This window comes from Amycolatopsis xylanica (assembly GCF_900107045.1).
GTDB lineage: Bacteria > Actinomycetota > Actinomycetes > Mycobacteriales > Pseudonocardiaceae > Amycolatopsis > Amycolatopsis xylanica.
This window is the reverse complement of the sequence record NZ_FNON01000007.1, coordinates 452,258-478,597: the sequence shown is the minus strand read 5'-3', so window position 1 is coordinate 478,597 and position 26,340 is coordinate 452,258. Positions and strand designations below refer to the sequence as shown.

Sequence of the window (26,340 nt, the reverse complement as noted above, 5' to 3'; positions counted from 1 at the left end):
CGTATTGGGAGTAATCGATTACTGCGGGTGGTCCCGAGTATGCGGCTGACTCACCGGTGCGCCGAGTGCCTGACGCTTTTGTCCGGTGAGCCCGAAAGCGGGCGGACCTACTGTTCCAACGCCTGCCGTCAACGCGCCTATCGCCGCCGGATGGCCGGGACGCCGTCGAAGGTCTCGCCGCAGGCCAAGGTGCTCAGCAACCTTCCCGCCCAGCGAGACAGTTTCGTTGGCAGGGAAAGGGAACTCGGCAAACTCGCGGCGCTGGTGCGGCAGCATCGCCTGGTCACGCTTTCGGGTGGGGTCGGCGCGGGCAAGACGCGGCTGGCGCTGGCCGTCGCGAGCCGGGTCCAGCGCGATCTGGCCGATCGGGTGCTGCTGGTCGAGCTCGAGTCCACGGCCGACGCGCGCTTCCTCCCGCAAACGTTCGCGGCGGCGCTGGGCGTCATCGAACGCCCCGACGAACCGTTACGGGAAACGATCATCGCCACCCTGCGGCACATGCGCGCGCTCATCGTGCTGGACAACTGCGAGCACCTGCTCGACGCGTGCGCGGAGCTCGTCGAGGACCTGCTGCGGCGATGTCCCGATGTTGTCGTGCTGGCGACCAGCAGGGAGGCTCTGCGCCTGCGCGAAGAGGTGACCCTGCGCGTCGACGGCCTGGACGTGCCGGACCCGGCGTCGTCGCGGCGGACCGACGCCGTGCGGCTGTTCGTCGACCGCGCTCGCGAGCGGGTGCCGGAATTCCGCCTCACGACCGCTGACGCCGCGGCGGTCGCCGTGTTGTGCGCGCGGCTCGACGGCTCACCGCTGGCGATCGAGCTCGCCGCGCGCTGGATCCCGGTGTTGCCGGTGACCGAGATCTGCGCTCGCCTCGACGAGCGGTTCGACCTGCTGACCATGGGCGGGCGCACGAAACCACTGCGGCAACGCTCGCTGCGTGAGGCGATCGACTGGAGCTACTGGCTGCTCGTGCCCGAGGAGCGGCGGGTACTGCGTTCGCTTTCGGTGTTCGTGGGGGAGTTCGACCTGGAGGTCGCCCGTGCCGTCTACACGGGGAGCGGCGACCTCGGAGAGATCCTCGAAAACCTGCATGCGAAGTCGCTGGTGAGCATGGGGTCGGCACCTGGACGTTTCCGTTTGCTGGAGTCGATCAGGCTATACGCGGCGAGCAGGCTCGAGGCGGCCGGCGAGCTGCCGTCGGCGAAGGAAGCCCTGACGCGATCGTTCGTGGACCTCGCCTCGCCGTTCGTTCAGGCGCCGCTCGCCGTGCCGAACGAGGTGCACCAGAAGGTGCTCGCGCACCGCGACGCCCTGCGGATCGTGATCACGTGGACGAGCGGCGACCGCAGGCTGCTCCTGTCGACCGCGCTCGCGGTGTGCACGGCGCGGATGGGTTTCCTCGCGGACGCACGAAAACTGCTTTCGGAGGTGCTCGACGACGGCGTCCGTCGTACCGCGGCTCATTGCGCGGCGCTGGATCGCCTCGCCTGGTACACCGGCTTCCTGCTCGAACACGACGCAGCGCTGAGGATGGCGCTCGACGCGCTGGAGATCGCCTCCGTGCTGGCCGACACGCCGTTGATCACGACCTGCTTGACCACGCTGGCGTGCATCGAGCAGATGTCCGGCAAGCTCGAGCTCGCGGCGGCGCGCCGGGATGTCTGCCTTCAGCTGGTGCGGCCGCTCAACCAGCCCGCCGCCACCGCGCATTGTCTCGTCCACCTGGCTTGGTCGGTCCACCTGCTCGGCGACGACAACCGTGCGGCGGCACTCGCCGGCGAGGGGGTGGCGCTTTGCCGGACCGTCGACTCACCCAGCCGCCTTGGGGAAGCGCTCAACGTGCTGGGCGGGATCCTCGTCGAGCTGCGTCGCTTCGACGAAGCCGAGGCCGTGTTCCGTGAGGTGCTGCACGCGGGCTCGGCCTACCCGCACAACGTGCCCTCCGCCATCGAAGGCCTGGCACTCATCGCAGCCGGTCGTGGCAAGCCCGCGCGGGGGTCTCGGCTCGTCGCGATCGCGGGCGCCATTCGCGAGGAGATCGGGTTGTTCGGAGACCCATATTGGAAGCGGCGAGTCGCCGTGGTCGTCCGCGATGCGGAGTCCGAAGCCGCTCCGCTGACCCGGGCGCAGGCGATCGCGTTCGCGCTGGAGGACGGCAGGCCTGATCCGGACGAGGCTCCACCTCGGGGGCTTGACGGTCTTGAATATCACTTGGCGACTCTGGTCGCTGCCGGGTTGACCAACCCGCAGATCGCCGACCGGCTGGGTGTTTCGACCCGCGCTGTCTCGACCCGTCTCCATGCTCTTCGTCACAAATTAGGCGTTTCCTCGCGCCAAGACATTGTCCGGTGGGTCAATGGCGCCGATTTCGATTGAACGCAGCAAATAGGCGTTCTTTACGGATTCGAGTGCTCCGTCCGAATTGGACCGGATGGCTGGTGCTGATTGACGAGGATGACCGATACCTGGTTGGGTGCTTCGTAGTGCTGTGACCGGTGCCACGCGGAAAGCGCCCGAAGTCCGTCTGTGATCACCGGCCGCACCCGGTTCATCGCGCTGTGATCGCACGCTCTTGTCGTGCATTCTTTTGCTGCTCGCTGGTCACCTCCTGTTCAAATTCCGGACTTCCGTCTCGTGGACTGTTCGCTCGGCCAGTAGACGCAAGCCCCCATCGGAGGACAACGCAAGTGAACAGACGACTCGCCGGTATCGTCGCGGGCATCGCGACGGTCACCTTGACCCTTTCCGCGTGTGGTGGGGGCTCCGACGCGGCGGCCAAGGACAAGGGCGGCGCCGCGACCGCCAAATCGGCCGCGGACCTGGGCGGTCTCGACAAGCTCATCGAGGCCGCGAAGAAGGAAGGCGAACTCAACGTCATCGCCCTTCCCCACGACTGGGCGAACTACGGCGAGATCCTCGAGGCGTTCAAGAAGAAGTACGGGCTGAAGGTCACCGAGGCGAACCCCGAGGGCAGCAGCCAGGACGAGATCAGCGCCGTTAAGCAGCTGAAGGGGCAGGAGCGCGCGCCCGACGTGCTCGACCTCGGCGGTGCGTTCGCGTTGTCCGCGGCCAAGGACGGGCTTCTCGCGCCGTACAAGGTCGCGACGTTCGCCGACGTTCCCGACGCCCAGAAGGACCCGGAGGGCAACTGGGTCAACGACTACGGCGGCTTCATCTCCATCGGCTACGACGCCGCGAAGGTGCCGAATCCGCCGAAGTCGTTCGCGGACCTGAGGAAGCCCGAGTACCAGGGCAAGGTCGCGCTGAACGGTGACCCGACGAAGGCCGGCGCCGCGTTCGCGGGCGTGTACGCGGCCGCCCTGGCGAACGGTGGCTCGTTCACCGACATCAAGCCGGGTATTCAGTTCTTCGCCGACCTGAAGAAGTCCGGTAACTTCATCCCGGTCCAGGCCAGTGCCGCGACCGTCGAGAGTGGACAGACCCCGATCACGATCGACTGGGACTACCTGCAGGCCGGGTACGCCAAGAAGCTTCAGGGCAAGATCGACTGGAAGGTCGCGATCCCGGCCGACGGCATCTACTCGAACTTCTACTGCCAGGCGATCAGCAAGACCGCGCCGCATCCTGCCGCGGCCCGGCTGTGGCAGGAGTTTCTGTACTCCGACGAGGGCCAGAACCTGTTCCTCAAGGGCCTTTCGCGGCCCGTGCGACTGGGCAAGCTGACCGCCGCAGGCACGGCGGACTCCGCCGCGCTCGCGGCACTGCCTGAGGTCAAGGGCGAGGTCAAGTTTCCGACCAATGACCAGATCGACGCAGCGAAGAAGGTCATCGCGGACGAGTGGGCGAAGGCACTCGGCTGATTCATGACCACCGAAACAACCACTGCGGAGGTGGGCGTGGCTCCGGCCGCGCCCACCGCTGTCCGCGCCGGGGTCGTCCGGCGCGTGACGACCTGGGTCACCGCGCATCTAGGGCTGGTGCCCTTCCTCGTGTACACCGGCGTCTTCCTGGGCGCTCCGGTCGTCATGGTCTTACTGGGCGCGTTCCAGGACAACGACGGCGTCTTCACCACGGACAACATCGCGTCCGCTTTCAAGGACCAATTCGGGCGCTCCTTCGCCACCAGCATCGAGCTCTCCGTGCTCACCGCTGTGCTCGGGGCCGTGCTGGGTGCAGTGCTCGCGCAGGCGGTGCTGGCCTCAAAAGAGGACGGTTTGCTGCGCAAGTTCGTGTCAAGCGCGTCGGGCGTGCTCGCGAACTTCGGTGGCGTACCGCTGGCGTTCGCCTTCATCGCGACACTCGGCAGCATCGGCATCGTGACGAAAGCCTTGAAAGGCTTGGGCTTCGACATCTATGCCAGCGGCTTCAACTTGTTCAACTTCACCGGTATCGCGATCGTCTACGTCTACTTCCAGATTCCGTTGATGGTGATCGTGTTCACCCCCGCGCTGGAAGGCATGCGTGAGCAATGGCGAGAGGCCGCGGCTAACCTCGGTGCGACGAAGTGGCAGTACTGGCGTCACATCGCGGGTCCGATCCTACTCCCTCCTTTCCTGGCGTCGATGCTCCTGCTGTTCGCGAACGCTTTTTCGGCCTACGCGACCGCCTACGCGCTGACGAGTGGTGTGGTGCCGTTAGTGCCGATTCAGATCGGCTCGCTCGTCTCCGGCAACGTCGTCGCGGACCAGCAGAATCTGGGCAAGGCACTCGGGCTCGGCATGATCGTGGTCGTCGCGCTGGTGATGGCGATCTACAACTGGATGCAGCGTCGGGCTTCGAGGTGGCTGGGATGAGCAAAGCCTTCCGTTGGCTGATTTTGAGCCTGTTCGGTCTGTACTTCCTGGTTCCGCTCGCGGCCTCCGTCGAGTTCAGCCTCCGCGACGTGAACGACACGCACAGCTTCAACACCTGGGGCAAACTGCTCGACGAACCAGGCCTGTTCGAGACACTCGGCACCTCGCTTTGGGTCGCGTTCGGCACGGTCGCGTTGACGCTGATACTCATGGTGCCGACGGTCAGCTGGGTGCATCTCAAGCATCCGAAACTGCGCCGCCTGGTCGAAGGGGTCAGCCTGCTGCCTTTGGTTATCCCGCCGATCGTGCTGGTCAACGGCGTGCTCGTGGTCTTCCGTGACGCGCCAGAGGTGATCAACGGAACCCCGGTGATCCTGGTGTTCGAGTACGTCGTGCTCGCGCTGCCGTTCACATACCGCACTCTCGACGCGGGCCTGCAGGCGATCGCGCTGCCCACACTTGTCGAGGCCGCGCGCAGTCTGGGCGCCAGCTGGACGACCGTGCTCCTGCGCGTGATCATCCCGAATATCCGGTCGGCCGTGTTCGGTGCCGCATTCTTGAACTTGGCGTTGGTGCTCGGCGAGTACACGCTGGCCAGCATTCTCCTGATGAACACGTTCCCGGTTTGGACGGTCAGCACTGGCCAGTCGGAGGCAGGCGTTTCCGTCGCCGTCTCGCTGCTGGCGCTCTTCGTCGCCTTCCTGCTGCTGTTCGTGCTCTCTGTCGTGACTGGCCGTCGAAAGGCCACCCTAGGCGCTACCCAAGGAAAATCCTGATGACTCTGTTGGACACCCGCACCGGCGCCTCGGTCGAGTTCCGTGCCCTGCGCCGCGAGTTCGGCGAAGTGAAGGCTCTCGCTGGGCTGGACCTTTCGATCACACCCGGCGAACTGGTGGCGTTGCTCGGCCCGTCGGGTTGCGGCAAGACGACCGCCCTGCGTGTACTCGCCGGCCTGGAGAACGCCGACTCCGGCGAGGTGCTCGTCGATGGTTCCGACGTCGTGGGCGTACCGGCGAACAAGCGCGACATGGGCATGGTCTTCCAGGCTTACAGTCTCTTCCCGAACCTGACGGTTCGCGACAACGTTGCGTTCGGTCTCCGGTTGCGTGGGAAGCCGGCAGCCTCGAGGCACAAGCGTGCGCAGGAGCTGCTTGAGCTGGTCGGCCTCGACTCGCATGGTCCGCGTTATCCGCATCAGCTTTCCGGCGGTCAGCAGCAGCGGGTCGCGCTCGCCCGCGCGCTGGCGATCGAGCCGCGGGTGCTGCTCTTGGATGAGCCGTTGTCCGCGCTCGACGCTCAGGTGCGGAACCAGCTTCGTGACGAGATTCGCAGGCTGCAGCTGCGCGTCGGGATCACCACGCTCTTCGTCACCCACGACCAGGAAGAGGCGTTGTCGATCGCCGACCGGGTCGGAGTCATGCGTGCCGGCCGGCTCGAACAGTGCGACACACCTGCCGAGCTGTACGCGCGGCCCGCGACCGCCTTCGTCGCCGAGTTCGTCGGTACCATGAACCACCTGCCAGGGGTGATCGCCGGTGACGACGTCGAGGTCGCCGGGTGCCGGCTTCCGCTGGCGAACCGTGGCACGCGTACGGAAGGGCAGCAGGTGAAGGTGCTGGTACGGCCCGAATCCGTGAGTCTCGACCCCTCCGCGGACGGGCCGGTGAAGGTCACTGATCACAGCTTCCGCGGGGCGGTCACCCGGGTCACGGCCACCTTGCCGGACGGGACGATGGTGCTCGCAGATCTGCCCAGTGTGTCGGCCGTTGACCTGGTGCCCGGCACCTCCGCGACCGTCGGGTTCGGTACTCGCCCCGTGCTGCTGGCCACCGAGTCGTAGATGGACACCTCCCGTCGTCGTCTCGTCCGGGGCACCCCGGACTCGTTGGGTTACCAGCGACTCGAGACCGCACCCGGTGAAGGCCTGCAGGTCAGGGAGGACATTGCCCAGGCCGGGGAATCTCGGGCTCCCGAACGGCTGGTCGCCTTCGCGCATCTGTCGGACCTGCATGTGATGGATCCGCAGTCGCCGACGAGGGTTGAGTTCCTGGAACGCTATGCGGACCCTGACTCCCCTTATCGGGAGGTAATCCCGCTCGTGGGCACCTATCGTCCGCAGGAGATCTTCACGCCGCACGTGGTCGAAGCGATGGTCCAGGCGGTCAACGAGCTCGATGTCGAGTTCGCGATCTCCACCGGTGACGCCACGGATGCCTGTCAGGCCAACGAGCTGGACGCTTACTTGACGTTGCTCGACGGCGGTGAGGTGCGTCCGGACTCGGGAGACCCTGCGCGCTGGGAAGGTGTGCACTCCAGTACTGCCGAGACCTACGACGTTCGCTACTGGCATCCAGACGGACCGCCGCCCGGGCTCACGGAAGATTTGCCGCGGACTGTCTACGGCTTTCCCGAGGCGCCGGGCGCGCTGCGGGCGGCTGCCGCTTCGTTCGAAGCTTCGGGACTGGACGTGCCTTGGTTCGCCGTGCACGGTAACCACGACAATATGCTCCAAGGCTGTGTCCCGCCGTGGCCTGAACTCGCAGAAGTGACCGTCGGCCCACGCAAGCTCGTCGGCATGCCAGAGGGCAACGAGATCGAACTCGTTGACGGCTTCGACAAGGCAGACCGCCAAGTCGTCGCTCGGCTCGTCGGTGCGCCCGCCGTCGAAGTCACGGCCGACCCGGCGCGGCGGCACGTGACACGTGCCGAATGGGTCGGCGCGCACGTGGCCTGTCACGGCCACGGTTTTCGACAGGATCATGTTGACTCCGGGACGGCGTACTACGCCTTTGACATGGGGCCGCTGCGTGGTCTGGTACTCGACACCGTCAACCCGCACGGTTACTGGCAAGGTTCCTTCGACGTTGCGCAATTCGAGTGGCTGGAAGCGCAGCTACGCGCCGAACCCGGCAAATTGTTCGTGCTCTTCAGCCATCATCCTCTGCGGACACTGACCAACGATACCGGACCCGATCGCCGGATATTGGCGGACGAGGTCGCTGACCTGCTTGCGAAGCATTCAAACGTAATCTTGTGGGTGAACGGCCACACGCACGAGAACACGGTGACAGCGCACCAAACGTTCTGGGAAGTCACCACGGCCTCTCACATCGATTGGCCGCAGCAAGCTCGTCGCATCGAGATTCTGGACAACCGCGACGGCTCACTGTCGATCGTCACCACGATCATCGATCACGCCGGTCCGACGGCTTGGGATGGCGGGTCTTCACCCGTCTCACTCGCAGGGCTTTCCCGTGAGCTGTCCGCCAACTACTGGCAGGGCCGCGATGACGGCAGGCGCGAGTTCAAAGGTGCAGGCGGCGCCGCCGACCGCAATGTCGAGTTGCTCATCAAGAACCCCCTGGGCGCGTAGCCGCGCATTCGGACCGTTCGCATCGTTCGTCAGTCAAATTTTTGACGCCGCTGATCACCGAAATTTCATTGTGCGCCAATGCTTTCGGGGTTGAGGCGACGGGTTGAGCATGGTTTAGGTAGCGACAAAGTTTGCTGGTTTTGTCGGAGGTCTGGTTTAGCTTGGAGGGAGGTCGAGGAAGGGAGGTCCCGATGAGTTCTGTTGACGGGATTCCGAGTCAGAGACCTGCTCCGGATGGGCAGGCGGCAAGTATGGATCTACTGCTACTGAACAAGATGACCCGCGCCGAGCTGCTTTCGAAGGTGGTGTCGGCCGAAGCGGAGAGATCGCGTCTGGACGCGTTGAAGCTCCGCGGTGTCGCCTTACTGGCTGATTCGTCGGCGGGCTCGATTCGAAGTGTCATCGGCGAACTGGCCTTCGCGTTGTCGATGACGAAGTCCTCTGCCGGGAAACTGATCACGGTCGCCCGTGACGTCACCAGGCGGCTGCCAGGTGTATTGGGCCTGATGGAAGCCGGAAAGTTGGACTACGGCAAGGCAGCGCAGGTATCGAGTGCGTTGTCATGGCTGTCGGACGACATGGTCGGAGCCGTGGATGCGATCTTGGTCGAAAGGCTGGTAGGTAAAGATCCCCGTGGCGTGCGGCGCTGTGCGAACAAGCTAGCCGCCCAGGTCGACCCCGAGGGCCTGGAGCGCCGCGCGGCGCAGAAGCGTGCGGCACGCCGGGTGACTCTGACTCATCAGGACGCCGGCTCGGCAAGGCTGTCTGTGGAAGGTCCCGCGGAGAAGTGTGCGGCCGCATACACCCGGATCGACCGGCTCGCGCGCAAGCTCTCTGTCAGCGACAGATCACGCACGCTGGAGCAGCTCCGGGCGGACGTGATGATGGACCTCTGTCTATCCGGGACGGACGGCATCCAGGAGCGCGCCGAGATCTTCGTGTACATCGACTATTTGACTCTTGCCGGCGTCCGCGAGGACCCGGGATTCCTCGCCGGGCACGGTCCGATCCCGGCCGCCACGGCACGCGACATCGCAGCCGGGTCCCACTCGGTGCTGAGGCGTCTGATCACAGATCCGGCCACGGGGCAGCCCACCGACCTCGGGCGGAGCCGCTATCGGCCGAACAAAGCCCTCGACGAGTTCGTGCGGGTGCGGGATCAGGAATGCCGAGCTCCCGGCTGCACGCGACCGGCGCAGGTGTGCCAGCTGGACCACACCGAGGATTGGGCGGCGAAGGAGGGTGAGACGAATGAGAACAACTTGGCTTCGCTGTGCCAGGATGATCATAAACTGAAGGACGAGCCAGGCTGGCGATATGCACTTGGTGGCGATGCGACGTTGACGGTCACCACTCCGACCGGCGACCGCTACTCGACCAAGCTCGAACCGCTACACGAACCGCGGTACACGGACGAACAACCACCACCGGGCTCTGTGGGGAAACACGCGGCCTGACGGGTATTTGGCGATCCGTCTGGCCTCGGACGGATAGCCCGTCGCCACGTAATGTGATCGGCGCTGTTGCACAAGGTAACCGGTGGTGCTGCTGCGGGATGAACCGCTCACCTCGGCAAATGGGTGAACGGGGCGGCTTGTCCACGAGGTGACACCTGGGTTCCGTAACCTGTCACCCGACCCGGTGGTATGCGCGAGGAGAGTGGTGGCGGGATGACGGCTCGGCGACATCTCCTCGTCGTCGCCGCGCAGCGCCCGGCCATGCCTAGGCTGGACCAGCTCGACCGGGCGGCGCGGGCGCTGCACGACGTGCTCGCCCACGACGAAATCGGGGCATGTGCGCCGGGCTTGGCCGATGGGCGTGCCCTGCTCGAGGGCGAGTTCACGGCCGAGCATGTCCGCGAGATAGTCGCCGTCGCGGTCACGCACGCCGCGAGAGAGAAGGCGACTCTGGTGGTCGCGCTTCTCGGGGAACTGACCGGGGTCGACGTGCCCAAGCTGCTGAATCGGGCGGCGAGCAGGCACGGCGTTCGAGGCGTCCTGGCCATCGTCGATACCTGGTCACCTGACGTCCTCAGTCCGGCTAGGCAGCCCCGGCTCGGGCTGATGATGACGTCGTCGGACTACCAGAACGCCTTCAGGCTGACTTTTGGGCTTTCGCGATTGCTGGAGAACGGCATCCTCGAGGCTCGCCGGAACCTTGACATCCCGGCGATGGTCACCGAGGTCCGTGCGGTCGAGGGCGCGGACGTCGTCGACATCGCCCACCAGGACGACTCGGAGGCATTTTGGCTCGCTCGCAACCGCGGGTACAGCCTGGGCTACCAGCTTGGGCGCGCGCCCAGTGTCGTCGGTCGTCCAGGGCGCGCCGAACTCGCGGTAGCTCTCAAAGACCGGTTCGACGGAGTCGACTACACCCCTGAGCGGCTCTACGAGCTCTGGCAAAAGCTCGGTCGAGAGCCTCGGACGCCAGCCGTCCTCCGCGCCACCCACGTCTTGGACACTCTGCTGGTCGCCGCCCGGACCAGCTCCCTGCTGCATCGGGTGCTGACCGGCGCGCTGTCGACCAGTCGCTTGCGCCGAGCGGCGCCCGTAGCGGTGGCCGACGGAGAGGACGTGGCCGATGTCGTCGAGCGCGTTGCTCTCGAGCATCCAGCGGTCGAGGGGTCTTGCCGCGCGCAGCTGGCTCGATTCGTCGTCAAGCTGGCGGCCTTCGACAACCGGCTCGACGATCCGCAGCTGCTCGAGTGGGCGCAGGCCGTCAGCGCGGTCAAAGCGTTCAAGGAAGCCGAAAAGGCTGAGCTCGAGCGCAGGGAACCGCGCAGACTGTGGTTGATCGTGAGCCTCCACGCGTCTACGACGGGGCTGTGGCCGGAAGAGCTCGAAACGTGGCTTTTGCGTGACGGCGTGCTCGAGACGCACGACAGGCTTTCGTGCGAGCCCACTAAGGCCGGCGTTGAACTGGTGTTGACCGACGTGATCACGAAGGCCGGCAAACACGCAAGCGAACTCAGGACCCCGCTCAAGCGCGTCGACGTCGCTGCACCGACGGAGCTCCTCGTGCACTGGAAGCCGGACAACGCGACTCTGCGCTGGTCGGACCGGCTCAGCCCGCCACGTGGACACAAATGGATGCTAGTCACGGCTCGGCGATGCCTGGACAACATCAACTTCTTCGCCGGCGGTGCTCCCGTCGATTGGCTGGATGAGCAGGACACTCGTGATCTTGCCGGGCTGGTGCGCAAGCTGGCTTCCGGCGACTATGAACGGGCGATCGCGCTGAAGCGCCCGGATCCCGATCCGCGTCTACTGTGGACGTTACTGACCCACATCCCCGTGGTGCTGTGGCCGGAGTCCGTGGCAGCGGACCGCCGCCTCCGGCGGGCGCTCGACGAGGGGTGGGACAGCGTGCCGGATGGCCTGCGGGCCGTTTGGGACGACGAAGAATGGCTGGACTTCTGCCAGAGGTACCAGCGTGGAACGCGGAGCTAGAGGAGTATCGCCATGACGTGGACCCCTGCATACCGGGGTGACGGTGTCGAGCGCGGGCTGCCGCTGCCTGCGGCTCCGCCATGGCGGACGTTCCCTCGTTCCGCCGTGGCGTTCCAGCCGCCCGCGGGCCTTGCCGAGGCGGTCAACGCCGCACTCGCATTGCGTCGTCCACTGCTGATCACTGGAGCTCCGGGCACCGGTAAGTCGACCGCCATCGAGTCGGTCGCGACGGAGTTGAAACTGGGTCCTGTCCTGCGATGGCAGGTCACCTCACAGAGCACGTTGAGCGACGCGCTCTATCGCTATGACGCTCTTGGGCGTATTCACGCACACCAGCTCGGCAGCGCGACTGACGACATCACCACCTACCTGAGGCTCGGCCCACTCGGTACGGCCTTGTTGCCATCTGATCACCCTCGCGCGCTGCTCATCGACGACATCGACAAAGGTGACCTCGACCTGACTGGCGACTTGGCAGAAGTCCTGGAAGACGGCGAATTCGAAATTCCCGAACTGGTCCGCTTCGAGCGGGACGCGGTCGAAATCCGCGAGTCGGACGGTGAAGCTCGGCACGTGATCACGCGTGGCCGGGTGGTCTGTACGGAATTTCCGTTCATCGTGCTGACCAGTAACGGTGAGCGGGACTTCTCGTCGCAGTTCCTGCGTCGCTGTGTGCGCTTCACCATGCCTTCGTTCACTGACCCAGCCGCGGTTCGCCGTGTACTTGAGGCGCACTTCGGACTGAACGTCGACGATGCGGGACCGCTCGCGGAGCTGATCGACGAGTTCGCGACGCGTGTTCAGGCAGGCGAGTCGCTGGCGATCGACCAACTGCTGGCCGCCGCCCACTTGCTCACCGGCGAGCACGCGCCGCACGGGGAGGACAGGCGAGCGGTGCTCGATTACGTGCTGCGCGAGCTCACCCGTGCCTGAACCTGACTTCGACGCCGCGGGCATCGCCAAGGCCTTACAGGCGTTCCACCGCCCCTGGCCTGGCGGGCGCCGGGAGCTAGATCTCAACGCCACGGTCCGTGAGTACGGGCAGACGACGGTGCTGACTCCCCAGTTCCAACGTCGAGCGGAGCGGTGGTTCAGCGTCACGCTCGTCATCGACAATTCGCCGTCGATGGATGTCTGGCGATCGGTTGCGGCGGACTTTGCTCGCGTCTTGCGCTCGATCAACGCGTTCCGCTCAGTGAGAACCCGCGAGTTCGGCCAGGAGGTGCGTTCCGACCGGGGAGGTCGAGAACTCATCCTGGTGTTTTCGGACTGCGCCGGAGAAGCATGGCGTGGGGACAGTGCCTGGCAACAGGTGCGGCATTGGGCTGAGAGCACGCCTACCGCGTTGATAAACCCGTTGCCCAGCGGGCTGTGGCGGCGTACGGGGCTGGATCTTCCGTCGGTGCGGGTGACGGCGAAGGCGCCGGGTAGTTCGGTGCTGCCGCATCGGGTTCCGGCGTTGGTGGAGCTGGCGGGCGAACAGTGGACCCCGATCCCCACCGTGGCACTGACTCCGGCTTCGCTGCGGCGATGGGCCGAGACGCTCATGTGCGAAGACCGTGATGGCTGCGACGCCGTACTTGTCCCACCGAGTCCGCTGGCGGGCGATGAGTCGGCTTTCCTGACTTCGGACGAGTTGCTCAGCACTTTCCGGCATACCGCGTCGCCGCTCGCCCTCCGCCTTGCGGTGCTCGTTTCGCCGTTTCGTGAGGTGAGCTTGCCGCTGTTGCAGCTCGTGCGACGCGAGCTGGTGCCGGAGGCCGCCGACAGCGATGTGGCCGAGGTCGTCATCAGCAGACTCGACAGGTTCCGCGAGGGGCTGCTGGAGCGGCTCAGTACAACTGACGCTTGGCGACTCCATGAAATGCTGGCAGGGCGAGACTTTCCGGAGGCTCTGCGGGACATCCTCGAGTTGCTCGGAGTTGCGGAGGCTGAACCGGTCAGTGTGGTGGAGTCGGTCGAGGCACCCCCGGCTCCGATCGAAGTCGTGGGTCGCGAGCTGGACCTGGAGCTGCTCTGGCGTGGTTTCGAAGAAGCATCTGTCCAGGTGATCACCGGGCCGCCAGGGGTCGGCAAGACGACCATGGCCCGTGCGTTCGCCGAACGGCATCGCGGCGACTACGACTTCGTCGGCTGGACGACGCGCGCGAACTTCGAGAGCGCGGTCGACGCGAATGTCACGCCGGGTGAAGATTCCTGGTTGATGATCACTGAAGGTGTTCCCGACCTGCACTTCCTGCCGAAGCGCCATAACGGGCATATTGTCGTGATCGCCGAAGACGGCTTCTCCGGACGTCGTTGGCCGGTGGTGAAGTTGGGCCCGTTGACTACCACGAGCGGAGTCGGGCTCCTGATCGTGGTCAGCGGCGACGACGATCTCGTGGCCGCGCGAGAGTTCGTGACCGCGACCGGCGGGTGGCCGCTCATCGTCCGGCTGGCCGGCAGCTATATCCGGTATCTCGGTACGACGATCGCTGCCTACTCGGCGGAGTTGCTGCCGGTGCTTCCGGAACGGGTCAGCTACGCCCGTGTGTTGAGCGCGGTGTTCCGGTTGACCACTCAGCAGCTTTCCGGCGAGGCAGCGGCGCTGCTGGTTTCGGCGTCGGTTTACCGGGGCGAGGGCGTTCCGCTGCAGCGCATGCTCAGCTCGGTGTCGAAACCGCCGCGCCCGAGCCAATTCGTCGAGGTGGCGTTGTCCGCCATGTTTGGCGATGAGCAGCGCATCCGTACCGCGGCCGCGGAGTTGCTCGCGTTTGGGCTGCTCACCGACGGCTACGGCCTCGAAGTGAATTCTCCGGTTCGGGAAATGACTCTGGACCAGGTCGCCGACCCGATTTCGTGGGCGCGTTCACTCCACGAGCTGTTCAAGATGTGGCTGCAGGGGTTGCCTGATCAAAAGGACGCGCTTTCACTGTGGCAGGCGCATTTGCGGTCGATGCTGGACTTGGTGCCGGAGGACGAGGAAGGCCTGTTCATCCGGGGTGACTTCGCGGAGTGGATGGGCCGGGACGGCGATGTGAAGTCGGCCATCGACCTCTATTCCGCGTTGCTGGCCGACGCCGAGGTCATGGAGAAGGTCGACCCGACCTGGATCCGTGCGCGGTTGAAGAAGTGGCAGGGCAGGCTCGTCGCGTCCGAATCCGGCCGCTATGAACTGGGCTCGATTCTGGGCGCCGGCACGATGAGCTTTGTCTATCAGGCGTTCGACAAGGTGCTGAACCGTGAGGTGGCGCTGAAAGCGCCGAACCCCGAGCGAGCGCGTGATCCTCGTGCTGTGGAACGGTTCTTGCGTGGTGCGCGCATCGGTTCGATGCTCAACCATCCGGCGATCGTCGCGACTTACGACATTGGCGAGATGGCCATCGACGACTTCCAGCGGCCGTATACCGTGCTGGAGCTGATCGACGGTGCGACGCTGGCTGAGGTGCTTAAAAGCAGCAAGCCGCCGGGTGTGCAGCGATCCATCGAGATCATCGCCGACCTGTGCAGTGCACTGGACTCAGTGCACGCCAGAGGTTTCGTGCATGGTGACGTTAAACCGTCGCACGTCATGTTGACTTCGCTCCGCGCGGTCAAACTGGTCGGATTCAGCATGTCGCGAGAGATCGGCGGAGCGCCGGAGGAGATCGACAGGGTCATCGGCGCGTCGGAGTACCGTGCTCCTGAGCAGGCGAACCGGCACAAACTCGACGGTCGAGGCGACATTTATTCCGCGGGGTGCCTGCTGTACGAGCTGCTGACAGGCGAGCGGCCATCGCAGACAGGCACGATCAGCCCGCCGTCCAGCATGCGACCGGTGACGCGTGCTTTGGATGCCGTCGTGCTCAAGGCTCTGGCGCCCAATCCGGAGAACCGCTACCAAACCGCGATGGAGTTCCGCGCGGACCTCGTCAGGGTGCACATGGGGACGCTTCAGGCGCCCGCACAGCCGCTGTCGGAGGAAGGGCCGCTGGACGACGACAAGGGAAGCCGGCGGTCGTGGTGGCCGTTCGGACGCTGAGCGAGCTCCTCGGTGAGCAGCGTGTCCAAGGTCCGGGTGGCGCGACGTAGGCAGACCACGGCAGGCACGACGACGGCGATGGCCAGAATGCCCCACTGCAGCATGCCCGTCTCCTTCCCCGCAGACGCAAGACCGATATTAGACGTCATCACACTGGAGGCTCAGCAAGCGATAGCCCCATATCCCACCTAGAGGGGTTAGCTCCGTTAGCCTGGCCGGGTGACGGAGGACCAGACTTTCCACCGCGTGGACTGGTACGCCGAGGAGCTGACGGCGCGGGCTTTTACGCGCTGCCGGTTCCTGGAAGTCGACCTGACCGAAGCGTCCACGCGCGGCGTTGTGTTCACCGACTGCACGTTCGGCAACGTGCGGTTCAACGCGTCGAAGCACGCGGACTCCGCGTTCACCGGGTGCACGTTCGAGCGGTGCAACCTGTTCGACGCGGAGTTCGTCGACTGCAAGCTGGTGGGCAGCGGGTTCACGGAATGCTCGCTGCGGCCGCTGCGGGTCACCGGCGGAGACTGGTCGTTCGTGAACCTGCCGGGCGCCGATCTGCGGGGTAGCACCTTCCAGGGCGTTCGCCTGCGGGAAGTCGACCTGATCCGCGCGAACTGCGTTGAGGCGGTCTTCACCGACTCGGACCTGTCCGGAGCTCAACTGCATGAGACGAAGTTCTCGCGCGCGGATCTTCGGGGGAGTGACTTGACGGCGCTTGACCCGCGCCACGCCGAACTCGACGGCACGATCATCGACGCTGGCCAGGCAGTCGTGCTCGCCGGCGCGCTTGGCCTGCGGGTCCGCTGAGGACCGCAGGCGTGGAACGTTCGTCGCGGGCGACACGGTCGAACCGCCCGCGACGAACATAGTGACGGCTAGTTGTCGCCCCTATCCGTCGGTCATGACTTTATTCAAGGTTGGTATTAAGCGCCAGCCCCAGTTGTCCGGTGAGCCACAGCGGGCGCGTCGAACGGCACGTTCGGTGGCGGATTCGTGGACTGGCAGGTGAGCCTGCTCGCAGGCAGGACGCCATCGAGCAGGTAGGTGTTGACAGCGTCGTCGACGCACGGATTGGCCGCCGGGAAACCGGTGATCGGGTCCGGCACGTTGGCATACTGGCCGTGCGTGCCCTCCCCGGCGACGCTGACCAGCGCACTGCCCAGGGTTTCGGCCATGACCTCGCCGTTCACATAAGGCGTGTTCGTGTCGCCGTCGCTCTGCAGCACAAGGCCAAGCGGGTAACGCGCACGGCCGATCTTGGGTAATGGCTCGGGCGTGAAGCTGCGGAAGGTGCAGTTCGTCGGCGCCATGTACGACACCGTGTTGCCGTACGGGAAGTGGTCGCGCGCCTTGCGCATGTCCGCGTAGTAGCCCTCCACGTTGGACGGCCAGTCCCACTCGCAGGTCACGGTCTGGAAGACACCGTTGCGGGTCGCTTTGATGTCATCGCGTTGCGCCGAGACGACGCGATCGATGCGGCCGCGGGAGGCTGTGTCCGGTTCGGCGCCCGCGATCTCGTCGAGCGCCTGCCGCATCGTCTCGCCGAACTCCTTCCACAGTGGACGGTAACGAGTGGAAACGCCGACGTTCTCGTCGAACAGCGAGATGTCGCGGAAGCCCGCGACCGGCTTGGCCTTGACGGCTTCGGCGACCTTGTCGACGGAGGCGCGTACTTCGCGCGGTGTCGTGCCGAGTTTGAACGTCGCGTTGCGGTTGGCGGCCCATGTCGCCCAACGGGTGAAGTTCGCCTCGATGGTGGTCAGGATGTCGTCGTCCTGCTCGTGCCAGGTCTTGAGCGGATCGAGCGCGGAATCGAGCACGCTGCGGTCCAGCCGTTGCGGGAACATCTCGCCGTAGACGGCGCCGAGCCAGGTGCCGTAGGAGACACCGAGGTAGTTGATCTTCCGCTCGCCCAGCGCCGCGCGGGCCCGGTCCAGGTCGCGAGCGGTGTTCATCGTGGTGATGTGCTGCCGGAGCTGGCCGCCTCCGCGCTGGCACTGCTCTTCGGAATCTCGCGCGACCGCGGTGAAAACCGGAAGGTCCGTGTCGGACGGCCTGCTGGGCAGGTCCGGTCGCCATGAGCTGATCAGGCACGCCAGCCGCGTTGAGCGGCCGACGCCACGCGGGTCCATGCCGATGATGTCGTAGACCTGGCCGATCGGCTGATCCGCGTAGTCGATCGGCAGCTGCAGGCCGGCGCCGCCGGGGCCGCCGGGGTTGGTGAACAGGACCCCGCGGCGCCGCTTCGGGTCGGTCGCCTGGTGCCTGCTCAGTGCGATCGACAGGTGGGCGCCCGAGGGGGACCGGTAGTCCATCGGCACGGTCAGGGTGGCGCATTCGAGGCCGTTCAACGCCGACCCCTCGCAGGGCTCCCAGTCCAGGCTGGCGGCTTGTGCTTCGGTGGCCGGGACGAGCGCCAGTGCGCTCAGGACGGCGACCGCCAACGTCGTGGACCTCACGATGCGTATCCCTTCGGCGACTGTGCGAAGTTATAGCACCGCAAGGGTTTCCACGCAGGGCGATGCGTTGTTTGGATGCGGGCGTGCGATTCCAGGTCCTCGGCCCGCTGGCGGCGTCGGTGCCTTTGCCGTCGGCTGCCCAGCCGCGGCGGTTGCTCGCCATCCTGCTGGCCAGGCCCAATGAGTTCGTGCACCGTGACGCCCTGGTCGATGAGCTGTGGCCGGATGGGGCACCGTCGAGCGCGGCCGCGATCGTTCAGGTCACCGTGTCGAAGCTGCGCAAGGTGCTGGGTGAACAACGGCTGCGCAACGGCCCGCTGGGATACCGGCTGACCGTTGAGCCGGGGGACCTGGATACCGATCGGTTTTTGGCGTTGGCGGACGCGGGCGCGCTGGAGGAGGCGCTGGGCTGCTGGCGAGGGCCGGCGTTCGAGGACGTCGCGGGCGGGCCGCTGGTCGAAGCGCACAAGGTGTGGCTGAATGACCGGCGCTGGTCGGTTTTCCGCCGGTATACCGCGCTCGAGCTCGAGCGGGGCAGGCATCGTGAGGTGGTCGACGAGCTGGCGAAGGTCGTCGCGGACCGGCCGACCGATGAGCAGCTGGTCGCCCAGTTCGTCGTGGCGCTCGATCGGTGCGGGCGTCGTGATGCCGCATTGCGGGCTTTGGACCGGGCCAGGGTCGCGCTCTGGGAACAGGCCGCGGTGCGGCCAGGTGACGACTTGCATCGCCTCTACCGGCGCATCGCGGGCCGGGAGTGGACGTCCGGCGACCCACCGGCCCAGCTGCCCGCCACTTTGCCGGACTTCGTCGGTCGAGCGGTTCAGCTTGCCGAGTTGGAACGGGAGCGAGGGCTGGTCGTACTGCACGGACCGCCTGGGATCGGCAAGACGGCGCTGGCCGTGCAGGCCGCGCGACGGGCACGCAAACGCTTTCCTGATGGCCAGCTCTATGCGGAGATCGGGCGGCTGGCGCCGCGCGACGTGCTTGCGGGCTTCCTGGCCGCGTTAGGGGTCGAACCACCCGAGGACCTCAACGAGCTGGTCGGGCTTTGGCGGGGGCAGACCAGCGATCGGCGCCTGCTGATCGTGCTCGACGGCGTCGTGTCGGAGCGTCAGCTGCGCTCGTTGCTGCCGAGCGGGCCGGGCTGCTTGGTGCTCGCGACGTCGCGGCGCAGGTTGCTCGGGTTGCCGGGGCAAGCGGTCGAGGTCGGGGAACTGGCCGAAATCGAGGACTTGCTGGGGCGGGAACGAGTGCTCGCCGAGCCGGTGGCCGGGGTGGAGCTGATCCGGCTGTGCCGTGGTTTGCCACTGGCCGCGCGCGTGGCCGGGGCAAAGCTCGCGCAGCGTCCGCATCTCCGGGTCAGCGAGCTGGCCGAGCGGATGGCCGATGAAACGCGGGTGCTCGACGAGCTGATCGCCGGGGATCTCAGCGTCCGGAGTGCGCTGTCGTCGGCCATGCGGGAACGGTCGGCTGAGGAGCGCGAGGCGCTTCGGCTTCTCGCGACCTGTTCGCCGGAAGTCACCGAGTGGTCGGCGGCGGCGTTGCTCGGGTTGCCGGTGCCTGCGGCGAGGGACCTGCTCGACGCGCTGGTCGACGGTCATCTCGTCAAGACGGATGGCCGCGATGCGCTGGGGTCCGTCCGGTATGTGCTGCCTGATTTCGTGCGGCTGTTCTGGCGTGCGGCGCCGGATCCGGGAGCGACCGGGCGCGCGTTCGCGGCGGTGCTCGAGCGGCTCGCGGTGGCCTATGGCGCGCTGGCGGCCAGTCCGGCGGGGTCCGCGCACACGGTGTCGCTGCTCGGGCTCGCCGCCGATGGCCCGGAAGCGGCCGTGAAGCTGCTCAACGCGGGTTCGCTGCATTGGGAGGACGGCCGGTCACAGCGCGCGCGGCGATACTTCGAGCTGGCCGAGAGCCGGTTCCGCACGCTCGGGGACGATCGCGGGACCGGGGCTTCGCTGGTCGCGCTCGCCGATGTGCACGCTGAGCTCGGCGACGGGCAGCGGGCTTTGAGCGAGTTGCGTGAGGCGTTGGTGCTCTTGAAGGGCGACGCACAGGGGCAGTCGGTCGCGGCGTATCAGCTCGGGTCGCTGCTGGAGGACCTCGGGGACGTCAGGCGAGCGATCGAAAGCTTCGAGCTGAGCATGCTGCTCGCCGAGGACCGCAACGACCAGGCGGCGAAGCGCTACGCCGACGTGCTCCGGAGGCACGGCCGTCATGACGAGGCGGGGACCTTGCTTGAGAAGGCGCTCGGCAACGCCACACGCGCGGGGGAGCAGCACTGGGAGGCGCATGTGCTGCGCAGCCTCGGTGATCTGCACACTGAGCTGGGTGAACCCGCGGACGGCGGGCGGCACCTCGCGCGCTCGTTGCGACTGTTCGAGCAGCTTGGGCATCGGCACGCGGCCGCGTATACGCATCGCAGCCTCGCCGACGCGTGTCATCTCGCGGGTGATCAGGTGGCTGCGGAAGGGCACCTGAGGACGGCGATGACCACGTTCGCCGACCTGGGTGACCGGCGCGGCGCCGGGTACGCGCTGCTGAGCCTCGGACGGATCCGGGGTGACGCGTCGGCGTTCACGCTGGCCGCGAACCTGTTCCGTGAATTGGGCTTCCCGTTGTGGGAGCTCAGGGCGCTCGCGGGGCTAAACAGCAGGTCACAAGGTTGTGAGCGAACTCGTGAAGCATTGACGAAGATCAGTGGGGCACCTGGTTCCTGAGTGTCACATCCGGGGTGTGTTTGGCGAAGTTATGGCGGTGCCGCCGAAGCTCCAGCGCGTTGGGATCCACCGACTCTGGAGGCACTCCATGCGCGTACTCCCGCGGCTGGCGGTGGCCGTCACGGCCATCGGAGCGGCGCTCTTGTTCACTACGGGCACCGCTTCGGCCGTCACGAAACTGAGCCAGTCCGCCGCCCAGTCGCAGCTGGGCGGCGCCGGCATCACCCACTCGTCGAGTGGTGGCTGCACCAACCGGTACGTCTCGACGTGCACGTCGTACGAGCAGATCAACCAGAGCACCGTGAGCCAGGCGATCACGCTCAAGCGGTCCAGCGGCTGCGCGATCAACATCACCGGCGGCACCGAGGTCGGGCACGCCTCCGGCACCTACAGTCACTGGAACGGCTACAAGATCGACATCTCGCACAACAGCTGCATCGACTCCTACGTCAAGAACAGCTTCACCTACATCGGGCTGCGTGGCGACGGGTATCCGCAGTGGAAATCCGCCGCCGGGAACCTCTATTGCGATGAGGGCAGCCACTGGGACATCACGTACTTCTAGGCCTCCCGTGTCCGGTCGCGAGGGGAAACCGCTGTGAGGGCGGCGTTTTCCCCTCGCGGCCTCCGGAGCCAGGCGCGTTCGGCGACCGTCCAGGTGGTCGTCGTCAGCAGGTAGAGTCCGGCCGCGAGTGGTACGAAACCGGCGGCCAAGACAGTGCCGTAAGGCAGCAGGCGCAGGAATTTGGGGCTGTCGGGCGATTGCCGGGCCTGCCAGCGCGACGAGAACCAGGCGACGACCGCGAGCAGCGCGGCGAGTCCGAAGTAGACGGGACTGCCGGACAGCGCGGGCCAGTGGGCGCCGAGCGGACTGCCGAAGAGCGTTCCCGCCAGCAGTGAATTCGCTTCGCCCGCCACGGTCGCGGACGAGAAGAGCTGGTACATCACCCAGAAAAACGGCAGCTGGGCGAACATCGGCAGGCAACCGGCGAACAATGAGACACCGGATTCTTCCTGGAGTTTCGCCACTTCTTGGCGCAATCGGTCAGGGTTGTTCGCGTACTTCTTCTGCAGCTTCTGCAGCTCGGGCTGCATCGCCGCGCGGGCGCGTTCCCCGCGAAGAGCCGCCCTGCTCAAGGGATGCAGCAGCAGGCGGACGCACAGGGTGAACACGATGATCGCGACCGAGACGGCCAGTGGGCCGGTGACGGGCTGGGTGATCGAGGCGAGCCAGGTGACGAGGTGATATGCGCCGGAAACGGGCACGTCGAGGAAACCGAACATGGGCAGCACTCCGCTGAAGAAGAAAAGGGTTGGGGGATAAGCGGATTGGCTGCGTAAAGAAAGCGCTACGCAGCCAGGCTGCGCAGTCCGGGTGCGCGGGGGCGCCGTCGCCCTCGGGCGTCAGGGTCTCGTAGGCGCAGGAAAGCCGCGCGTCGCGAACGCTCGCGCAGTGCGGTGGCGCGGCCGCGTACGGGCGAGGACCACAGGGTGAGTTCGCCGCCGTGCGCGTGCGAGACGAGCAGGATGACCAAGAGGCTCGCGGCGAGCACCGAGGCGAAGGCGAGCAGTGCGCCAGGGCTGGTCAGCACCGGAAATGCGAGCTGTAGCAACGTGGACACGCGACCTCCCCTCAGGCTCGGCCGAAGTGTACCGGAAGCGGGGTGCGTTGCGTTTCGGTGCGAAGCCGCGTATGCTGATGGTGCTCCCAGTGGAAGTCGGCTATCTGAGCCGCCCCGGGACCTCTTCCCGAAGTCAGGCCTTCCGGTCTCGCTTCCCTCTTTCCCGCGATCCGTTCTGGTCGCGTTCGCATCCTTGGAGAACACCCATGCCTGAAAACACCATCTATGGAATTGTTGACATACAAACGAAAACCGCGTTCGTCAGGTCCGGCTACAACGCCGGCCCCGACGACGTCCCGCTGCCGCAGGCGACCGTGCGCAAGTACGCGCTGCGCCAAGGCGACGTGATCAGCGGCACTACGACGCACATCGACACCGTCAATGGCGCCGAACCCAGCAGGAACCGCCCCGAATTCACCGCGCTGACGCCGATCCACCCCGACCAGCGACTCCTGCTCGAAACCAAACCCAACCTGCTGCTCACCCGGCTGATCGACCTGGTGATGCCGATCGGCAAAGGTCAGCGCGCGCTGATCCCGGCGCCGCCCAAAGCCGGTAAAACCTCTGTGCTGCAAGGCATCGCGCACGCCTTGTCGGTCAACCACCCCGAATGCGAGCTCATGGTCGTGCTCGTCGACGAACGTCCGGAAGAGGTCACCGACCTGCGGCGGTCCATCGACGGCGAGGTCATCGCGTCGACCTTCGACCGACCTCCCACCGAGCACATCGCCGTCGCCGAGCTCGCCATCGAGCGCGCCAAGCGCCGCGTCGAGAACGGCGAGGACATCGTGCTGCTGCTCGACTCGCTCACCCGGCTCGGCCGCGCGTACAACCTGGCAGGGAAACCGTCCGGCCGCATCCTGTCCGGGGGTGTCGACGCCGGCACGCTGCAGCCGCTCAAGCGCTTCCTCGGCGCGGCGCGCAACGTCGAGCACGGAGGCTCGCTGACGATTATCGCCACCGCGCTGGTCGAAACCGGGTCGCTGGCCGACACATTGTTCTTCGAAGAGCTCAAGAGCACCGGCAACGCCGAGCTCAAGCTCGACCGCAAGCTCGCCGAGCGCCGCGTGTTCCCCGCGGTCGACGTCATCGCGTCCGGCACCCGCCGCGAGGAGCTGCTGGTGTCCCGCGAGGAGCTCGCCGTCATGCACGACGTGCGCCGCGCGCTGCACGGCCCGAACGCCACCGAGCAGCTGCTCGACCAGCTGCGCAAGACCGGCTCGAACGCCGAATTCCTGCTCCGCGTTTCCGCGTCGGTCGCCCCGCGCGCCGCTTAACCGCCCATCACGCCGATGTTCGCGCCGCCGCTGACCTCGATGACCTGCCCGGTGATCCACCGGCCGTCGTCGGACACGAGCAGCGCGACGGCGTCCGCGATGTCCGCGGGCTGCCCGATCCGGCCCAGCGCGATCGAGGCCGAGAGTGCTTCGATGATCCCCGGCTGCTCCCGCACCGGCGCGATGAGATCGGTGTCGGTCACCCCTGGCGAGACCACGTTGACCGTGATCTGCCGCTGGCCCAGCGGGATCGCGAGGGTCCGGCCCAGCATTTCCAGTGCGCCTTTCGTCATTCCGTAGACCAGCGCGGCGGGAAGGGGCACCCGGGTGATGGACGAGGAGATCAGCACGACGCGCCCGCCGTCGTTGAGCAGCGGAAGCGCCTGCTGCAGCAGGAAGAACGGTGCTCGCACATTCACCGCGAACGTTTCGTCGAACGTCGTGGGCGTGGCCATGGTGAGTGAACCGGGGCCGCCGGAACCGGCATTGCTGACCAGAATGTCCAAAGGACGGCCATCGAGGCCCGCTTGGAGACCGGTCAGCAGGTTTTCCACATCTCCGTCGACACCCAGCGGCGCCTTGACCGGAAACGCGGCGCCACCTTCGTGTTCGATGGCCGCGACCGTCTCCTTGGCGGCGGTGTCGCTGCTGCCGTAGTGCACGGCGACGAGTGCGCCGTCGGCGGCCAGCCTGCGGGCGATGCCGCGGCCGATGCCCCGCGACGCTCCGGTCACCAGCGCGGTCTTGCCGGTCAGGTCCGCCATCGAAATGCCCCTTGTCGGTCGATCCGGTGCGTGCTGGATCCACCTTGGCGCAGCGCGCTCACTGGCGGCGCACTGTCGCCCGATACGCCGTCAGGTCAGCGCGGCCGGGCAGAGGCGAGCACGCTGTCGAAGATCTCGGCCGACTCGGCCCAGCTCGCCTCCGAGGACGAGGTGTAGACGACGTAGTCGGTGTTGCCGATACGCCAATAAACCCCGCGCGCGTGCGTGGGCTTACCGCTCTTGGTGAAGGTGAACTCCCAGTCGACGGCTTCGCTCGCGCTCCCGAAGTCGATCTTGTCCAGGCGTACGCGCTGGTAGTCGGTGCTGATGGCGGTGTTGCGCGTCTCGTTGCGCGCGGTGATGTCGAACAAGGAGCCCGATGACGACGACGGGTTGCCGCCGAAGCGGATCAGCCTGGTGGCCTCGTCGGGGTCGGTCGCCTCGCGGTTGCTCGCGACGGCGCCCGCGTGCACCGGCCAGGAGGGTGGCAGCGAAACGACCAGCCCGGCCGGGCCGGTCACCGGCTTAAGTTCCGGGGACGGAGACGAGGTCGTGGTGGTCGTCGTGGTGGACGAGGGCGGGCGGCTGGGGGAGCGCGACGACGAGGGCCCGAGGAGTGGCTCTTGTGTGGCCACCGGCGGCGGGGCGGCGTCCTGCAGGCGCTTGGCGCTGGAGATCGCGACGTAGACGATGCCGGCGACCACGGCGACGGCGAGCGCCAGCACCGCGGTGATGATCGCGGTGGTCCAGCGCCGGGGGCGCGGGGGCACGAGCACGGCGAACCGGTCCGTGTCCATTTCGCTGGACGGAGAGCTCCCGTCGGACAACGCGTTGTCCTTTCGTCGGCCGCCACTGCTTTTGTTTCAGTTCAGGATCGACCCTGGAGAATTCAAATTCAAGCCGTAACAATAGGTGGCTTCGGGCGATATCGGCAATCGGGACAGCCCGGGTTTCGATCGCCGAGGGGGCGACCGAAACCGCGGGTCAGAGGTGGTCCAGCAAGGTGACTGTCCGTGCCGCCACCTCCGCGGGAATGGGCCCGGTGTGACGCGTGTGGGTGACAGTCGACGTGGTGAGCGCTCGTTCGAGCGTGTCCCAGTCGCCGAGGCGCAGTCCGGTTTCCAGCGTGCCCAGTAAAACCCGCACCGCGTCCCAGTCTTGGGCCGAATGGGTCAAATTCGTGAGTAGGTCTCGGATTCGGGCGCGTAATGCGCGCTCACGCCGGAGTTCGGCTTTGCGCGCGCCCGCGACGAGCAGGCGCGGATTCTGCACCAGCAGCCTGCTGGCGTCGAGTTCGCGCGCCAGCAGCGCGGCGAGCAGCCGCGGCTGATGCTGCCGCGCGTCGAACGCCAGCGCGGTCAGCGCGGCGGCCGGGGAGACCTCGCGGGAGAGCCAGTTGTCGGCCAGCGCGGTCAGCGCCGGCGAGGTCGCGCCGGGCGGGAGGATCGGCACGAAGGTCAGCTGCGGCAGGCCGTAGGACATCCGGTCGCGGGCCGCGTCGGCGCGGCGCAGGATGTCGGCCAGCTCGGCGTCGGTCGATCCGTCACCGAGGAGCGCGACCACGGTGTCCGGCAGCTGCGCCAGGCAGACGGCCGCGGTGTCGGAGGTCCCGTGTGGACAGTCGATGAGCACGGCGTCGTACTGGCGGGCGTGGCCGTCGCGCCAGGCCTCGAGCGCGTCGCCGAGACGGCGGTCGGTGTAGAGCGTCTCCAGATCGATCCGTTCGGGCTCGCCGTGGATGACTTCGACACCGTTGTCCCGCGCGGTGATCACCGGAGTGGACGGATCGGTCAGGAACCCGGGCAGCCCCGACCGTTCGACGCACAGCACGCGGTGTCCCCAGCTCGCCAGCGCCGCCGCCGTCCGCCGCGCCAGCTCGGCGGACGGCGGGTGCTCGCGCCGCGCGTAGAAGGTGGTGATCATGGTGG

The 26,340-nt window shown here is 66.6% G+C and carries 20 protein-coding genes; 14 read left to right on the top strand and 6 right to left on the bottom strand.

Annotation, left to right across the window (positions count from 1 at the left end):
- Positions 1-39 precede the first annotated feature (39 nt).
- From BLV57_RS31310 to BLV57_RS31260, 11 genes are all read left to right on the top strand, one after another.
- A complete protein-coding gene (locus BLV57_RS31310; RefSeq protein WP_091294884.1) occupies positions 40-2,376 on the top strand; it encodes an ATP-binding protein in 2,337 nt (778 codons plus the stop codon).
- 311 nt (positions 2,377-2,687) lie between these two features.
- Positions 2,688-3,821: an ABC transporter substrate-binding protein gene (locus tag BLV57_RS31305; protein WP_091294882.1), complete on the top strand. Its 1,134-nt coding sequence runs from the start codon at positions 2,688-2,690 to the stop codon at positions 3,819-3,821.
- A 3-nt stretch (positions 3,822-3,824) separates the two neighbouring features.
- On the top strand, positions 3,825-4,754 hold the full coding sequence (locus tag BLV57_RS31300; protein WP_091294880.1) for an ABC transporter permease: 930 nt from the start codon (positions 3,825-3,827) through the stop codon (positions 4,752-4,754).
- Complete coding sequence (locus BLV57_RS31295) at positions 4,751-5,530, top strand: ABC transporter permease (RefSeq protein WP_091294878.1); 780 nt, start codon at positions 4,751-4,753, stop codon at positions 5,528-5,530. The genes BLV57_RS31300 and BLV57_RS31295 overlap by 4 nt, the downstream gene beginning before the upstream one ends.
- A complete protein-coding gene (locus tag BLV57_RS31290; RefSeq protein ID WP_091294876.1) occupies positions 5,530-6,594 on the top strand; it encodes an ABC transporter ATP-binding protein in 1,065 nt (354 codons plus the stop codon). The genes BLV57_RS31295 and BLV57_RS31290 overlap by 1 nt, the downstream gene beginning before the upstream one ends.
- Positions 6,595-8,127 (top strand): TIGR03767 family metallophosphoesterase, encoded by a 1,533-nt coding sequence (locus tag BLV57_RS31285; protein ID WP_091294875.1) that lies wholly within the window; start codon positions 6,595-6,597, stop codon positions 8,125-8,127.
- Between the two features lie 191 nt (positions 8,128-8,318).
- Positions 8,319-9,584: an HNH endonuclease signature motif containing protein gene (locus BLV57_RS31280; RefSeq protein ID WP_245757591.1), complete on the top strand. Its 1,266-nt coding sequence runs from the start codon at positions 8,319-8,321 to the stop codon at positions 9,582-9,584.
- Positions 9,585-9,797: 213 nt separating this feature from the next.
- Entirely contained in the window at positions 9,798-11,576 is a 1,779-nt protein-coding gene (locus BLV57_RS31275) for a vWA-MoxR associated conflict system protein (protein WP_091294871.1), read from the top strand.
- Between the two features lie 12 nt (positions 11,577-11,588).
- Positions 11,589-12,509 carry an AAA family ATPase gene (locus BLV57_RS31270; RefSeq protein ID WP_091294869.1) on the top strand — a complete coding sequence of 307 codons (921 nt, stop codon included), beginning with the start codon at positions 11,589-11,591 and terminating at the stop codon, positions 12,507-12,509.
- Positions 12,502-15,576 (top strand): SAV_2336 N-terminal domain-related protein, encoded by a 3,075-nt coding sequence (locus BLV57_RS31265; protein ID WP_091294867.1) that lies wholly within the window; start codon positions 12,502-12,504, stop codon positions 15,574-15,576. The genes BLV57_RS31270 and BLV57_RS31265 overlap by 8 nt, the downstream gene beginning before the upstream one ends.
- 219 nt (positions 15,577-15,795) lie before the next feature.
- Entirely contained in the window at positions 15,796-16,380 is a 585-nt protein-coding gene (locus BLV57_RS31260) for a pentapeptide repeat-containing protein (RefSeq protein WP_091294866.1), read from the top strand.
- A 116-nt stretch (positions 16,381-16,496) separates the two neighbouring features.
- Here the strand turns inward: BLV57_RS31260 and BLV57_RS31255 are convergent, their stop codons facing one another.
- Positions 16,497-18,032: an alpha/beta fold hydrolase gene (locus BLV57_RS31255; RefSeq protein ID WP_091294864.1), complete on the bottom strand. Its 1,536-nt coding sequence runs from the start codon at positions 18,030-18,032 to the stop codon at positions 16,497-16,499.
- Positions 18,033-18,115: 83 nt separating this feature from the next.
- Between BLV57_RS31255 and BLV57_RS31250 the strand changes: the two genes are divergently transcribed.
- Both BLV57_RS31250 and BLV57_RS31245 read left to right on the top strand, forming a co-directional pair.
- Positions 18,116-20,749: an AfsR/SARP family transcriptional regulator gene (locus BLV57_RS31250; RefSeq protein ID WP_091294862.1), complete on the top strand. Its 2,634-nt coding sequence runs from the start codon at positions 18,116-18,118 to the stop codon at positions 20,747-20,749.
- Between the two features lie 88 nt (positions 20,750-20,837).
- Positions 20,838-21,314 (top strand): hypothetical protein, encoded by a 477-nt coding sequence (locus BLV57_RS31245; RefSeq protein WP_091294860.1) that lies wholly within the window; start codon positions 20,838-20,840, stop codon positions 21,312-21,314.
- Here BLV57_RS31245 and BLV57_RS31240 read toward each other — a convergent pair.
- Together BLV57_RS31240 and BLV57_RS31235 are read right to left on the bottom strand one after the other, a co-directional pair.
- On the bottom strand, positions 21,311-22,033 hold the full coding sequence (locus BLV57_RS31240; protein WP_091294859.1) for a YidC/Oxa1 family membrane protein insertase: 723 nt from the start codon (positions 22,031-22,033) through the stop codon (positions 21,311-21,313). The two genes, BLV57_RS31245 and BLV57_RS31240, sit on opposite strands and share 4 nt — an antisense overlap.
- 65 nt (positions 22,034-22,098) lie before the next feature.
- Complete coding sequence (locus BLV57_RS31235) at positions 22,099-22,371, bottom strand: DUF6412 domain-containing protein (protein ID WP_091294857.1); 273 nt, start codon at positions 22,369-22,371, stop codon at positions 22,099-22,101.
- Between the two features lie 206 nt (positions 22,372-22,577).
- On the opposite strand from BLV57_RS31235, the gene rho reads away from it, so the two are divergent.
- Positions 22,578-23,648: a transcription termination factor Rho gene (rho, locus tag BLV57_RS31230; RefSeq protein ID WP_218134907.1), complete on the top strand. Its 1,071-nt coding sequence runs from the start codon at positions 22,578-22,580 to the stop codon at positions 23,646-23,648.
- Here rho and BLV57_RS31225 read toward each other — a convergent pair.
- The 3 genes from BLV57_RS31225 to BLV57_RS31215 form a co-directional block, all read right to left on the bottom strand.
- Positions 23,645-24,412, bottom strand: a complete 768-nt coding sequence (locus BLV57_RS31225; protein ID WP_091294855.1) for an SDR family NAD(P)-dependent oxidoreductase — start codon at positions 24,410-24,412, stop codon at positions 23,645-23,647. The genes rho and BLV57_RS31225 overlap by 4 nt on opposite strands.
- A 95-nt stretch (positions 24,413-24,507) precedes the next feature.
- Positions 24,508-25,239, bottom strand: a complete 732-nt coding sequence (locus tag BLV57_RS43445) for a hypothetical protein (RefSeq protein ID WP_176968887.1) — start codon at positions 25,237-25,239, stop codon at positions 24,508-24,510.
- Between the two features lie 157 nt (positions 25,240-25,396).
- Complete coding sequence (locus tag BLV57_RS31215) at positions 25,397-26,335, bottom strand: hypothetical protein (RefSeq protein ID WP_091294851.1); 939 nt, start codon at positions 26,333-26,335, stop codon at positions 25,397-25,399.
- Positions 26,336-26,340: the final 5 nt, after the last annotated feature.